This is a genomic window from Actinokineospora xionganensis (genome assembly GCF_014323725.1).
Lineage (GTDB): Bacteria > Actinomycetota > Actinomycetes > Mycobacteriales > Pseudonocardiaceae > Actinokineospora > Actinokineospora xionganensis.
This window is the reverse complement of record NZ_JABVED010000004.1, coordinates 18,823-33,140: the sequence shown is the minus strand read 5'-3', so window position 1 is coordinate 33,140 and position 14,318 is coordinate 18,823. Positions and strand designations below refer to the sequence as shown.

Annotated in this window: 7 protein-coding genes and 1 pseudogene; all 8 read right to left on the bottom strand. The window is 69.2% G+C overall.

Annotated elements, in window-relative coordinates; all coding sequences use genetic code 11:
- The 8 genes and pseudogenes from GPZ80_RS08980 to GPZ80_RS08945 all read right to left on the bottom strand — a co-directional run bounded on the left by GPZ80_RS08980 (position 1) and on the right by GPZ80_RS08945 (position 14,089).
- Entirely contained in the window at positions 1 to 2,277 is a 2,277-nt protein-coding gene (locus GPZ80_RS08980) for a right-handed parallel beta-helix repeat-containing protein (protein WP_187219836.1), read from the bottom strand.
- Positions 2,278 to 3,149: 872 nt separating this feature from the next.
- Positions 3,150 to 5,078 (bottom strand): annotated as a pseudogene (locus GPZ80_RS08975) (glycoside hydrolase family 2 TIM barrel-domain containing protein); the annotation flags it as partial.
- A gap of 157 nt (positions 5,079 to 5,235) precedes the next feature.
- The gene (locus tag GPZ80_RS08970; RefSeq protein WP_187219834.1) at positions 5,236 to 5,955 is read right to left on the bottom strand and encodes a GntR family transcriptional regulator; all 720 of its coding nucleotides are present in this window, start codon (positions 5,953 to 5,955) and stop codon (positions 5,236 to 5,238) included.
- Positions 5,956 to 6,027: 72 nt separating this feature from the next.
- On the bottom strand, positions 6,028 to 8,631 hold the full coding sequence (locus GPZ80_RS08965; RefSeq protein WP_187219833.1) for a family 20 glycosylhydrolase: 2,604 nt from the start codon (positions 8,629 to 8,631) through the stop codon (positions 6,028 to 6,030).
- Complete coding sequence (locus GPZ80_RS08960) at positions 8,628 to 9,734, bottom strand: hypothetical protein (RefSeq protein WP_187219832.1); 1,107 nt, start codon at positions 9,732 to 9,734, stop codon at positions 8,628 to 8,630. The genes GPZ80_RS08965 and GPZ80_RS08960 overlap by 4 nt, the downstream gene beginning before the upstream one ends.
- Complete coding sequence (locus tag GPZ80_RS08955) at positions 9,731 to 10,645, bottom strand: carbohydrate ABC transporter permease (protein ID WP_187219831.1); 915 nt, start codon at positions 10,643 to 10,645, stop codon at positions 9,731 to 9,733. The genes GPZ80_RS08960 and GPZ80_RS08955 overlap by 4 nt, the downstream gene beginning before the upstream one ends.
- On the bottom strand, positions 10,642 to 11,523 hold the full coding sequence (locus GPZ80_RS08950) for a carbohydrate ABC transporter permease (RefSeq protein ID WP_187219830.1): 882 nt from the start codon (positions 11,521 to 11,523) through the stop codon (positions 10,642 to 10,644). The genes GPZ80_RS08955 and GPZ80_RS08950 overlap by 4 nt, the downstream gene beginning before the upstream one ends.
- Before the next feature lie 70 nt (positions 11,524 to 11,593).
- Entirely contained in the window at positions 11,594 to 14,089 is a 2,496-nt protein-coding gene (locus GPZ80_RS08945; protein ID WP_187219829.1) for an ROK family protein, read from the bottom strand.
- Between the last annotated feature and the right edge of the window lie 229 nt (positions 14,090 to 14,318).

Below are 14,318 nucleotides of genomic sequence, written 5' to 3'. Positions count from 1 at the left end.
TCAGTGGACCTTGACCTCCGAGAGGGACAGCGCGGCCGTCCCCGCGAGCTGGACACGGACGTAGCGCCCGGTCCGGCCGATGTCCAGCAAGCTCGGCCGCAACGCCCTCGCCGCATGGTGGTACGACGACACCCCGGCCTGCGCCCGGGCCTCAGCCAGCCCCGCCGCGGTGATCGGACTGTCCGACACCAGCACGTAGAAGTCGCTCAGCGCGGCCACCGCGTTCGGGTTCCAGATCTCCACCTGGCGGACTTGCCGTGACGCCCCTAGGTCGACCTGCCAATACGGCTGTGCCTGCGACAAGGTCTGGCTGGAGTTGTAGGTGTTCGCATCGTTGGCCAGCCCAGCCGCGCTCGAGGTCGACGACTGCGTCGCGGGTTTGCCCCGGGCGAAGTCGGGAACGATCTGCTCCACAGTCGTCGCCGAAGCGCCCGCCGACCGAGCGACCGCCAGGGCCTCCTCCGGCAGCGTGGCCAGGCTCGTCTGGTTGTCGACCATGGTGCTGCCGGTGCCTGACAGCGCGGGCGCCCACGTGTCGGTCCAGTTGTTCCGCGCCGTGTTCTGGATGCCGTACCCGGCCCAGTTGGACACCCACTTGCCGCCGACGCGCAGGATCACGTTGCGCTCCACGGTCAGGTACGAGCTCTGCTCGTCGAGGTAGACCCCGTTCCCGTCGCGTTCGGTGCCCTCGTACTCACTCCGGTTGAGGTAGTTGCCCGAGATCACCGAGCGCGGTTGCGGGCCCTGGGTGTAGATCGCGCCGCCGTCGTGCTGCCCGCCGGTGGGCATCAGCACGTTGGTGATCGCGTTGTTGGTGATCCGGTTGTCGCGCAGCACCGGCTTCTGGGCCTCGGGCTGGTTCCAGCCCCAGCCGACGCTGATGCCCGAATACGGCACGTTCGCGATCGTGTTGTGGTCCACCGACAGCTCGGCGTCATACCCCGACCAGATCGCGACCGAGTCGGTGAACTCCTTGGCCACCCACGTGATCGTGTTGTAGGAGACCGTGTTCGCCAGCGACACCAGCTCCGCGGGCGGATTGGGCTCGGTGTCGCCCACCAGGACCGCGCCGCCGGAGATGTCGGTGAACGTGTTGCGGGTGACCGTCGACCGCTGGGTGCCGGTCTCCAGCTTGATCCCGGCGCCGCCGAGGTGGGTGAACGTCGAGCCGCTGACGGTCACACCCCGGCCGGTCCGCACGTGCACAGCCGCTGCGGGCTTCGTGTAGTAGCGGCCGGCGTGGTCCACGGGTCCGGTGAACCCGGTCAGGGTGAGCCCGGCCTGCGTACCCGCGTAGCCCTCGTCGGACTTCGGCTGCTGCCAGGTGGCGTACGCGAAGGTGATCCCGTTGACGGTGAGGTCGTGGACGGGGTCGGTCGTGGATCCGCCCAGCCGCAGCAGAGTCTCGGTCGCCGGGACCTCGAAGGTGCCGGTGTTCGGGTCGCTGCCGGGGTAGTTCACCTTGTAGTACAGGTAACCGTCATGGGTGTTCGCGTACCACTCACCGGGGCGGTCGATCAGCTCGTAGGCGTTCTCGAAGAAGGCGACACCGGTGTACCGGCCCGAGTCCACTGTGGTCGAATCCCAGTAGGGCCCGGTGCGGTTGGTCCCGGAGGCGGAGTTCTTCCAGCACGGCTGCCGCATCACGAGTTTGTCGCCGGACACCGAAGCGACCCCGCAGCGGTAGTTGCGCCACCGGACCTTGATCGACGCCTCCACGTCCTCCGGGTGCCGCAACCCCGCGACCCCGGTGGCCGAGGCGCCGCCCAGCCCTGTCGCGTCGGCCGGGCACACCGCCTTCTCGCAGCCCGCCCCGGCCGCGCGCGGTCGCGGCGAGCCGTTGACGTAGAGCTGGCGCGGACTCGTGCCCGCGGGCAGCGGTGCCCGCCAGATTTCCTTGGCTGCGTCCCACTTCTGCCACCCGGAGACGGTCTTCGCCCCGCTGAACACCGGTTTCGCGCCCGCCGCCGCCGTCCACACCACCCGGAAGCCGTTGCGCCCGGAGTCCTGCGGACCGAGCTCGAACGTGCTCGCCCTGGCATAGGTGCCGCCTGCCAGCGTCACCACGAGGTCGCCGGTCATGGTCGGCACGAGCGTGCGCACGACGGCCCTCGCGCCGTCGAGTGAACACGGCGCGGTGGCCGTGCACGCGGTTCCTGAACCGCTGGGGGAGGCGTACAGCACGCGCTGTACCGCGGTCTGGGCGGACGCGGGCGTGGCGACAGCGACCAGGCCGCATAACGCCAGTGCCGTCGCCGCGGCTCGAATGGTGGTCATTGTTGCTCCAGGTCGAAATCGGGCGCGGGTCATGAGACGACCAGCGCGGCGAGCTTCCAGTAGGTGCCCGCGGCCGTCGCGGAGATCACCAGGTCGTGCGTGCCGCCGCTCAGCGCGACGGCGTGCCAGCGGAACGAGCCCTTCGGCAGGGCCGCGGTGTCGAGCACCGTCGTGCCTCCGACACTGATCCGCATCGGGTCGGCGACGTACTGCCGGTCGCCGACCAGGACGTGCACCGTCCGGCCGCCGGACGGCACCGTGATCCGCAGGGTGCGGGCGGCGGTGTCGGTGGCGAAGTCGCGGCGCAGGTCGTCCGGGTTGGCCCGGTCGCGCTGCTGCGGAGCCGTGCCGACCCAGCCGAAACCGGTGCCCGCGCTGTACGCGGTGGACGTCCCGAGTCGTTGGTACCCGGGTGCGATCGGCGAGGTGTCTGCGCCGGCATCGAGCGCGAGGGCACCGCTCGGGGCGGGCCACAGCGGCCGCGGCTGCGCTTCGGTGTCCGCGTCGATGACGGCACGCACCAGCCCGGGAGTGCCATCGGTGCCCGCCTTCGGGAACTGCCCGGTGAGGGGCACACTGACCGTCGTCGACCCGCCCGGCGGCACGCTGAACGGCCGGTCGGCCGGGCCGGTGAACCCGCTGGGTGGCGTCACCTTGAGCGTGCCGGACGCGCCCTTCCCGCTGACGTCGTCGATCGTCACCGTGGCCGACGAGGTGAACGGCGCGACCTCCCGGATGCGCACCGGCGCGAACATCACCCGCCAGCCCAGCTTCGCCTCACCGAACCACGTCCGCATCGCCTTGGTGTGCAACGGCGCCACCGGCTCCGGGTTGCCGCCCGCCCACGTCGGGGAGGCGACGAACTCGGTGGAGGTCCAGTACATCAGCCCCAGGGTGTGCGGGCGCTTGCCGACGAGCCGGTTGTACTCGTCGATCATCAGGCCCTGGTAGTACTCGCCGCCGAACCCGAGGTTCGACCGGCCCTTGACCGCTTCCGCGCCGTACTCGCTGATCATGACCGGCTTGCCGCCCGCGAGCTCCTGGATGCGGTCGAGCAGGCCCGGGACGTCGGTGAACTTCGAGCCGTACCAGCCGTAGTAGACGTTGGCGAGCACGATGTCCTGGTGCGCGTAGGACTTGTCGCTGGTGTGCCACGCGCTGACCTCGGTGTAGAGCCGGGTCGAGTCCAGGGATTTGCCGTAGGTGATGAGGTCGCGCACGTACTCGGCGCCCTCGGCGGTCTGGGTGTGGTTCTCGTTGCCGACCGACCAGATGACGACGCTTGGGTGCCCGCGGTCGCGGTCGATCATCCGCCGCAGCTGGTCCTTGGCGAACGCGGTCACGGCGGGGGAGATCAGCGCGGTACCGCTGAGCTGCTGGATCGACACCTCCTCGATGACGAGCATGCCCAGCCGGTCGGCCTCATCCAGCACGGCGGGCGTCGTCGGGTAGTGCCCGGGCCGGAAGATGCGGTACCCCTTCGCGTACAGCTCGCGCAGCTCACGGATCACCAGCCCGTCCGGGATGGTGCGGCCGAGACCGGGGTAGTCCGCGTGCCGGTTGAAGCCCGGCAGGTTCGCCATCACCTGTCCATTGAGGACGACATCCGAACCGGACACAGCGACATCGCGCAAACCCGGCCGCAGCGTCACGGACCGGCCGTAACCTGCCGGAACCGCGATGTCCACGGTGTACCGGGCCGGGTTCGCCGGGCTCCAGAGCACGGGCGCGCCGAGGTCGATCGTCACCGGCTGGGTGGCGCCGCCACCGGCCGGGACGTTGAACCACACCGTGCGGTTGGCCGCCTCGGTGCCGTCCGGGCGGCGGACGACGACCTTGGTCGAGATGCCGATGGCCGTCGTGGCGGTGCTGGTTCCCTGCGCGCGCAACGTGAGCACGCCCGACCGGCTGCCCTCGGCGGTGAGGTTGGTGATGGCGACCCCGCGCACCCGTTCCACGCGCGCGGACTGCACCAGCCCGCCCCACTGCCAGTAGAGGTGGGTGGTGGTGAAGGCGTTGGTCGTCGAGTTCCGGCCGTCCGCCACGACGGCGAGGGTGTTGGCGCCGTCGCGCGCGGCGGCGGTCGCGTCGAGCCGCACCGGCAGGTAGCCGCCCTGGGAGGTGCCCACTTCGACACCGTTGAGGAAGTACCGGCAGGCGAAGAAGCAGGACTCGAAGACGAGATGGGTGCGCAGCCCGGCAGCCGGGGCCAAGTCGATCGACCGCCGGTACAGCACGCGGTTGCCCTGCGCGGAGTCCCACTTGCTCCGGACCGCGCCATACGAACTCGGGACCAGCACCGGGCTCAGACGTGACTCGTCGTATCCGGGTTGGGCGGCGGCGGGTTGGGTGCCGTCGAGGACGCCCGTGGCCAGTTCGGCCTCGGTGGCGAACGACCAGGTCCCGTTGAGCGAGGTGGTGCCGGCCGGGTCGGCCGGTCTGGTCGTGGTCACCGCCTTGGTGGCGGTCACGGTGCCGGACGGGGTGATCGCGTCGGCCCGCAGGGTGTGGGCACCCGCGGGGAACCAGCCCGCGTCGGTGGCGGTGCGCCAGATCCGCGCGCTGCCGGTGGCGGTGGCGTACTGGCTGGTGACCTCGGCGACGGCGGTCCCGTCGACCGAGAACCGGACACTGGTCGTGTCCGGGGGAGCGGTGACCTCCAGGTCGACCGTTCCCGTCAGTGACGACACTGCCGGACTGATGAAGGCGACGGTGCTCGCTTGCGCCGTCGCGGGGACCAAGAGTGGAACAAGGGCGATGGCGATGGCCACGGCGGCTGGCCCGCGTAAACCTGCCTGCATGAAACCCCCAACTATTTCGGTGGGAGACATCGGAGCTATCCGGGATAATTGGAATGCTCGATGGGGACGCGGGCAAGTGTGACAGCGGTCCTACCTGGATACAACGGCCAATTTTGGCGTCACCTGGACGGGCTAAACCAGATAGACATCTGATGTATTAGCTCACTGGGATAGTGAACATCGGCGTTGCGCGGTCGGCTGAGCCGACCGTCGTCGTGGTTTCCACGGGCCTGCCAGTGGAATCGTGGACGACGTGATGGGCGACCAGGACCGGTCGCGTGGCCTGGATGCGCATGGTTGCGCACTCGGGCTGCTCGGGCATCCGGGCGCTCAGCGTGACCGCGGCGACCACCGGGTTGAGCCCGGCTTGGCGCATCAGGTCGGTCAGGTTGGCGTACGGGGTGTCATCGCGGTCGGCGATGTCCTGGCCGGTGTGCTCCTCGATCCGGCCCGCGACCTCGGCGGGCACCCACTGCTGGTCGATCTGCACGACCCGGCGACCGGTGCGGTGATGGCGGATCCGGTGGACGACCAGACTCCCCGACGCCACACCGAGCCTCGTCGCGACCTCGGCGTCCGCGCTCGTCCACCCGCTCAGCACGACCTCGGGGAGGCCTGGGCGGGGTGAAGCGGGCGGCGGCGGCGGAGTCGGCCGGGAGGTGGGTCTTGACGCGCACACCAGGGTTCCGACACCTTGCCTGACCACCGCCAGGCCCTCGCCGACCAGCACCGCGACCGCCGCGCGGGCGGTGCCGCGGGCGACGTCGAATCGCGCGGTCAGTTCCCGCAGCGGCGGCAGCACACTGCCCACCGGGTACTCACCCCGGTCGATCGCGGCGATCAGTTGGTCGGCGACCAGCCGGTACTTGGCGTCCATGGGGGTTTCCTCTCGCGGACGGTGGTGGCGGTGGTGCGCGCGGTGCCGTTCGCGCGCACCACCGCCGTTTCCCTACGCCGCGCCCACTTCCAGCGACCACAACGAGTAGCCGTAGGTGGTGCCCCGCGCGGTTCCGTAGATCCGCAGGTATCGGCCGCTGCCGGACAGCCCGGTCAGGTCGTCCACGCCGCCGTCACCGCCGACCTGGCTGCCGATCGTGGTGAAGTTCGTGCCGTCGGTGGAGACCTGGACCTGGTAGTCCCGGCCGTAGGCCGCCTCCCACGTGAGCTTCACCCGGTTGATCGCCTTGACGCTGCCCAGATCCACTCGGATCCACTGCGGATCCGTGCGTGCGCTCGACCACCTGGTCGACGCGATCCCGTCGACCGCCGCCGAGGCCGGGAAAGCCGGAGTCTCGACAGTCGACGACGTGGCCGGGCCGCCCAGCGCAGCGTCCGTGCCGTACGAGTCGTGCAGGGCCGCCACCTGCGTCGCGGTCAGCGCTTCGTCGTAGATGCGCAGCTCGTCGAGCGTGCCGCCGAACGCCCGGTCGCCACCGATCGCGCCGCGTGGAAGTGCCACGGTCTGGGGGATCGTCTGGACCAGCGAGCCGTTGGCGTAGAGGCTCGTGCCGGTGGGCGACGCCACGAAGGCCAGGTGCGTCCACTGGTTGAGCGGGACGGTGTAGGCGAAGGAGTAGTCCCCCACACCGTAGGTCGTCACGCCGACTCGGTTGGTTGTCTTGTACTGCTCCAGCTTGATCGCGGTGTTCCAGCCGCGCAGGAGCTGAGTGTCCGTGCCGTCGGTCTCACGGCGCACCCACGTCGCGACCGTCCATGGTGGAGCGAGGTCCGATCCGGCGATGTTGAGCTTGTCCTTCGCCCCCGCGGTGAACCGCGCTCCACTGCCCCGGTAACCCGCGGCCGGGAACGTCGGCGCCTCGGCCGAATAGGAGCTCGCGTGTTTGCCGCCGACGCCGTCGCGCGCGGTCGGATAGGGATAGGCGGCAGGGAAGTGGGTCGCCGACGTCACCGGCATGTTCTCGTTGAAGTCGTAGTAATGGTCCGGTTGACCGTTGGCCGTGCGAGCGGGTGTCGCGGTGCTGACACCCGGTGCGGCCCCGGCCGCGGCGACCTTCGCCATGAACTGGCTGTAGGTCGCGGTGGTCGCGGTCGAGTTCCATGTCCGCTCGGCCAGTTCGGCGCGCCGGGCGTCCAACTCGTCGGTGAAGTACTTGGTGTCACCGAAGTAGATCTGGTCGGACCAGATCGCGACCTGCTGCCCGAGGTTGCGCCCGCCGGGCGTCGCGGGCGTCCAGCCGTAGATCGTGCCCTTGGCGACGTGCCTGGTGTCGCCGAACGCGGCGGGAATCAGGAAGAAGCGGGTGTAGGAGCCGGTGTTGTACGCGGTGTTGACCACGTCGTAGCCCATGTCCCGCAGCGTGGCCGCGTTGGCGTCCGAACCGAAGTTGACCAGGATGATCTCCTTCTCCGGCAGGATGTTCGCCGCGTTGGCCCACATCATCGTGCGCTTGCCCGCCGCCTTCACGACCGCGTTCTGCTCGGTGATGAAGCGTTCCTGCAGGTCCTCGAAGTTGGCGATGGCGGGATCGCTGTTGATCGCGTTCTGCACGTACGGGCAGGACGCCAGCGTGTGCGGGACCTCGTCGTTGCCGATGTGGAAGTACGGGCCGCTGAACCACGATACGAACTCGCCCAGCAGCGTGTTGGCCCACGACCGCACGGCCGGGTCGACGTAGTCGAGCACCCATTCATGGGCGCTGCCGCACTTGGGCGCCATGGACCGGTTCGTGCCGCCGCCGAGTGCGATGGCGGTGGAGTGCGCGGGCATGTCGATTTCGGGGACGACGGTGACGTGGTGCTCGGCGGCGACCGCCTCGATCGCGGCGATGTCGGCCTGCGAGTACCGCGCGTTCGGGTCGGTCGGCGCGATGCCCGCGTAGTCGGCGCTGTAGAGGCGGAAGGCCTCGCTCTCGTTGAAGTGCAGCTGGAGCACGTTCAGCTTGTGCCAGGACAGCTGCCGGATGACGTCCTGGATCGCGGAGACCTCCCAGTACCGCCTGCCGAGGTCGACCGACACGGCCCGGTAGGGCAGCGACGGCAGGTCGCGGACCGTGCCCCGGGTGAGGTTGTCGTTGCCCGCGTCGGTCTTGAGCAGCTGCAGGATCGACCGGGTGGCGTGGAAGGCGCCCGTCGAGGTGGGCGCGGAGACGGCCACCTGGTCGCCGACGGCGATCCGGTAGCCCTCCACGCCCAGGGTGGTGTCGTTGTTGGACAGGGCGAGCGTGATGTCACCCGTGGCGGCTGTGCCACCGGTGACGACGGTCAGGGCGCGCCCGGTGACCGTCTGGATGTCGGTCCGGAGCTTCGCCGCGACCTGGGACAGGGTGCGTCGCGAGGTGGTGGGGGAGTCTGGGCCGGAGGTGTGGCTCGACGCGGTGGCCGCGTCGACGACGATCCGGCTGGTGGCCGAGAGGGTGAACGTGCCGGTGGCCGGGGTCCAGGAGGCGACCCTGGGCACGACGGTGTCGGCGGCCGACGCCTGCGCGGGCGCGTGGCCGAGGACGACCAGGCCTGCGGCGGCGGTCGTGACGACGGTGAGTTTGGCGATCATCGCGCGGACGCGCGATGCCGGTGGGGACAGGCGAGAACTCATGCTGGGTCCTTGCTGCGTAGCAGGGGATGGTGACTTTCGAACGGCTCCTTCGCTCTTCGGTTGCTCAGGGCTGGTGTGGTGTCCCGGCCGAACGACCGGGCGACCTCGTTGGCGCGGCCCGGGGTGAGCCCCTCGCCGCAGAAGACGACGACACCGCTGGCGGCCTCGGCCGCGTGCGCGAGCGCGTCGGCGAACTCGGCGGCGTCGAAGCGCGGCCCCCAGTCCGCGCCGTCGCTCACCGCCGGGTCCGCTGTGGACTGCACGACGGGCACGACCACGCCGCCGCTGCTCGCCGCGATCTCGCGGGTCACCTCGGCGATCCAGGACGGCGGCCGGTGCGTGATCGCGTGATAGGTCATGGGGAACAGCACGTCGCAGTGCTCGGCGAAGGCCGCGACGTCCTGGCCGAGCCAGGTCATCCGCTGCGGCTCGGTCGCGGGCACCACGAACGCGCCGACCAGCGCCTCCGGGTTGGCTTCGCGTACCGCTTCCCCGATCCGGCGCAGCACGTCGGTGATCACAGACCGGCGGAAGGCGTACCACGTCTCGGCGTGCTCGCCGTGGATGCGCTCGGCGGCGGACATGGGCTCGTCGGGCACAGCGACGCCTGACCACTGCGCGAATCGGGCGAGGGTGATGGCGTCGTAGGAGGTTTCCTGGTGGCGTTCCGGGGCGCGCAGCTCCAGTTCCCAGTGCATCGGCCAACGGATGAAGTCGGCGATGACCCCGTCGACACCCTGCTCGGCCAGCCGGGCGCACCGCTCGACCACGCCCGAGTTGTGCGTTTCGTCGGTGGGGATCAGGCCGGTGTACCACTCCTGGCGCGGTCTGCGCCTGCCCGTGGCCTCGATCGGCCACAGGTGCGGGTTCTCGGGCAGGATCGGGTCGGCGTGATCGGAGAAGCAGGCGACGGCGACGAGGGCCGCCATGCCCAGGTCGTGCGCGGTGGGCACCAGCCACTCGGGTAACCGCACCGGTTCGGTGACCACCGCGGTGAAGCCGAGTTCCGCGGCGGCGGCGAGGAGCTCGCGCCCGCCTTCGGGACCGGCCCGGTGCAGGGTGTCCTCGAAGTAGTAGACGGCGCGGAGCCGGCCAGGGCTCACTTGATCCCCGCCATGGCTTCCAGGCCCCGCAGGTACGGGCGCTCCAGGATCAGGAAGAAGACGAGCGGCGGGATGATCGCGATGGTCGAGGCCGCCATCCAGACGCTGTAGTCGGTGTTGAACGTCGAGCCCATGCCGAGCATGGACAGGCCCAGCGGCGCGGTGAAGCCCTCCTGCGAGGAGGTGATCACCAGCGGCCAGAGGAACTGGTTCCAGGAGAACAGGAAGCTCATGACCGCGACCGTGGTCACGGCCGGGCCGGTCAGCGGCACGATGATGCGCCGGAAGATCACCCACTCGCTCGCGCCGTCGATCCGCGCGGCCTCGATGTAGGCGGTGGGGATGGCGCGGATGAACTGGCGGGCGACGAAGACCGCCTGGCCGGTGATGACGAACGGGATGATGAGTCCGGCGAGGGTGTCGGTCAGCGCCAGCGAGTCGATGACCAGGTACAGCGGGATGACGACCGAGGAGAACGGCAGCAGCGTCGAGCCGAGCAGCGTCCACATGAACGCCTCACGGCCGCGGAAGCGGAACTTGGCGAAGCCGTAGCCGACCATGATGGACAGCACCACGCTGGCGAGCGCGGTCACCGTGGCCACGATCGTGCTGTTGATCAGGAACTCGAGGAACGTGTGGCCGGTGAACCGGGGTTCCATCAGCGCCTTGACGAAGTTCTCGGGGTGCCACTGCTTCGGGATCCAGCGGACCGGCACCTCCAGGACGTCCTGTGGAGCCTTGAACGCCGAGGACACCATCCAGGCCAGGGGAACCAGGCTGAACGCGGTGAACGCCAGCAGCACCAGGTACTTCGCGGTCAGTCCCAGGTTGCTTCCGGTGCGGCCGGAGCGGCGTGGCTTCGCCCGCCGTGGGGCCGCGGTGCTCGGCGGTCGCGTCGCGAGGCTCGTCATGACTCGTCCCTGTCCTTGAGGATGCGGGAGGCGGTGAAGGTGAACATCAGGCTCAGCAGCAGGAAGTAGATGCCCGCGGCGGACGCGTAGCCGCTGTTGCCGAAGGTGAAGAAGTTCTCGAAGAGGAACAGCGGGAGGGTTCTGGTCGCGCCCGCCGGACCGCCGCCGGTGAGCAGATAGACCGGTTCGAACAGCCCGAGCGTGGTGACGAACGAGAGCACCACGACGAACACCGTCAGCGGGGTCATCATCGGCCAACGGATGCGCCAGAACGTCTGCCAGGCGTTCGCGCCGTCCACCTTGGACGCCTCGATGATGTCGCCGGGAATGCCCTTGAGGCCCGCCAGGAAGAAGATCGCGTAGAGGCCGGTCTGCTTCCAGATCACGAAGATCGCGATCGCCCACGGCGCCAGGCCCGCGTCGGTCGTCCAGCGCACACTGTTGAGCGCGTCGATCCCGAGTGACTGGCCGAACGAGGCGAGAACCCCTTGGTTGGGCAGGAAGAACAGCTGGAACACCAGTCCGGTCGCGACCCAGTCGGTCACCACGGGGACGATGACCGACACCCGCCACAGCCTGCCCGCCTGGATGCGCGGGTCGGCCAGCACGATCGCCACACCGAGCGCGAGCACCAGGCTCACCGCCATGACGATCAGGACGATCGACATCGAGGCCAGCACCGCGGTGTGGAACTGCGGATCGGACAGCAGTTTCGTGTAGTTGGCGAGACCGGCCCACGTCTCGGTCTGTCCGACCTGCCAGTCGGTGAACGAGTAGTAGAGGGCCAGCAGCACCGGGGCGGCCCAGAAGACCAGGAAGAACAGGATGGCGGGGGAGATGAAGATGAGCGCGGCGCGCAGTTCGCGGTTGCGGAGCATGGTGGGCCTTTCACGGCGTGGCCAGGGAAGGCGCCGCCCGGGTTGTGCGGGCACCGGGCGGCGCCGGGTCTCACTGGCTGTCGAGCCTGCTCAGTTCCTGCTGCAGGGACTGAGCCGCGGCTTCAGGGGTGGCCTTGTCGTAGATGACCCGGTCGATGGCCCGCACCAGCGCGGCCCCCGGCTCGTCGTAGCTGTGCTGCACGGGCGCGATCTTGTACGTGTTGAACGCGTCGATCCACAGCTTGAGCCACGGCGACTCCTTCAGCGCGTCGCGGTAGGCGTCCGACTCCAGGAAAGCCTTGCTGGGCTGCAGGAAACCGGCCTGCTCGAACCAGTACGCGGCCTGGGCGGTCTCGCCCTTCTTACCCAGGATGAACGCGAGGAACTTCTGCGCGGCGGCCTTCTGCGGGGTCGGGCTCTTGGCGTTGACCGACCAGCCCCACAGCCACGAGATGTTTTGGTACGTGCTCGGGTCGTCCGGGTCGACCACAGGGTTCGGCGCGACCGCGAACTTGAAGTTCGGGTTGGACTCCTTGGCCGAGGCCGGGTACCAGGTTCCGGCCTGCACCATCGCGGCGCGGCCCTGCGGGACGTCGGCGAACCAGTTGTTGAGGAACGTCGGGTCGTAGGCCTTGTACTCGAAGGTGTAGTCGTGGATCAGCTTGAACGCCTTGACCACCGGCTCGGTCGTGGCGGCGGGCTTGCCGTCGACGTAGAGGTCGTCCTGGCCGTACTGGCGCATGAGGGTGTAGAAGTTCTGCGCGTACCACTGCGGGGAGCGGAAGTTGGCGAAGAAGCCGAACTGGAATCCGGTGCGCTCGACCTTGCCGTTGTTCTCCACCCGCAGCTTCTTGCCGATCTCGCCGAGCTGCTCCCAGGAGACGGGCTTGTCCGCGGGCAGCGGGGGAATGCCCGCCTGGGCGAAGACATCGGTGTTGTAGAACAGGTTGAGGGTGTTGAACTCCGAGAACAGGCCGACCAGCTTGCCGTCGCGCTCGACGGCCTTCGTGGCCCCGGGCTGGTAGGAGTCGATGAGCTCCTTGTCCGAGGCGTAGCCGAACACCGTCGGGTCGATGGGCTCGAGGTAGCCGCCCTTGTGGAACGAGTCGTAGTTCCAGTCACCCATGTCCCAGACATCCGGGCCCTTGCCCGACGAGAGGGCGGAGAGCAGCTTCGAGTCGTAGGACACGACCCCGGCGAACGGGATCGACGTCAGCTTGATCTTGGTGCCGGGGTTCGCCTTCTCGTACTCGGGAATCCATTTCTCCTGCAAGGCTTTCTGCAGGGGGGCGAACTCGTGCGTCCACACCTCGACGACCAGCGAGTCGCCGTCCGCGGCGCCACATCCGGCCGTCGCTAAGGACGCCGCCAGCGCGACAGCAGTCGCGCGTTGGCGGAAGTGTTGGGACAAGGCCATTTCTTCCTCCTCATTGGGCCTCCCCGACGAAGGCGCCGAACCGTCCGAAACCGCGTCCGGAAGGGTGACCATGACTCCGAGCTCCTGGCACATCGCGTGGGCGGCCGCGCCGATCACCACGTCGTAGCCGCCGAACTCGGAGAACTCGACCCGCACCGTGGAGAATCCCGGCACGGTTCTGGCTGACAGCTCGTCGTTGATCGCGGCCAGCACGGCGGGTCCGATGGCATGGGTGACCAGCGGTCCGCCGACGATGAAGTCGGCCACGTCGAGCGTGGCCGCGAGGGTGGAGACCAGTCGCGCCAGCTCCCTGGCGGCGCGCTGGACCCGGTGGGCGAGCGCCCGGGCGGCGTGGGTGTTCGGGCGGCCGCGGACGAAGTCGTCGACCGTGGCCGCGTCGGCGTCACCGACTATCGCGAACAGGCCTGCGACGGCCTCCAGACAGCCGGTGCGCCCACAGACACACAAGGCGTCCGTGCCGGTGTCGACGTGCCCGATTTCCCCCGCGCGGTGCCCGTGGCCTTCGTAGAGCCGGTCCTCCAGCACGATCCCGGCGCCGATGCCGGTGCCCAGCCAGAGCAGCACGAGGCTGACTCGGGAGCGGTCGGACAGCACGACCTCGGAGAGCGCCACCGCGTTGCTGTCGTTGATCACGTGCACCGGCAGCCCGCCGCAGGCCTGGGAGAGCTGCTCGCCGAACGGCATCATCGACCACCCGTAGTTCAGCGCCTGGGTGAGCACACCTTCGCTGGTGACGATGCCGGGAGTGGCGAGCCCGATCGAGCTGACCGTGCCCGAGGCCGTGGCACTGAGCCGCGCCACGGCCTCGGCCGCGGGCGGGATCGGGTTGTCGGTCGGGTTGTAGCCCAGCCGCACGGACTCCTGGATGCGCCCGCCCAGGGTCACCCGCGAGGCGACGATCTGGCTGCGTCCGATGTGGACGCCGATGAACAGATGGTGGTCGCGGTCCAGGGCGAGCAGGGTGGCGGGCTTGCCGCCGTTGGAGCGGGCCTGGCCCACCTCGCGAACGACCTTCCTCGCCACCAGGTCTCCCACGACCTCGGAGACGGTGGCCGAAGGCAGGCCAGTGGACCGGCGGATGTCCGCTCGACTCACCACACCGTCGCCTGCCGCCACGCTCTGTAGCACCAGTGCGAGGTTCCGAGCCCGAAGCGACTGCTTCGTGCCACGGCGATCGACCCGGAATTCATCCGCCACCGGTCTCCACCTACTTTGATCGGTCACTGTCGTTACCCGTTGGGCGAGGATCGTATGTGCCCCGAAATGGGCCGTCAAGGGTGCGTTGAACTGGGTTTTTCAGGTTTGTTCGACGTATGGCGGGACAGGGTCAACCCACCTGAAAGGACACTGTTGACCC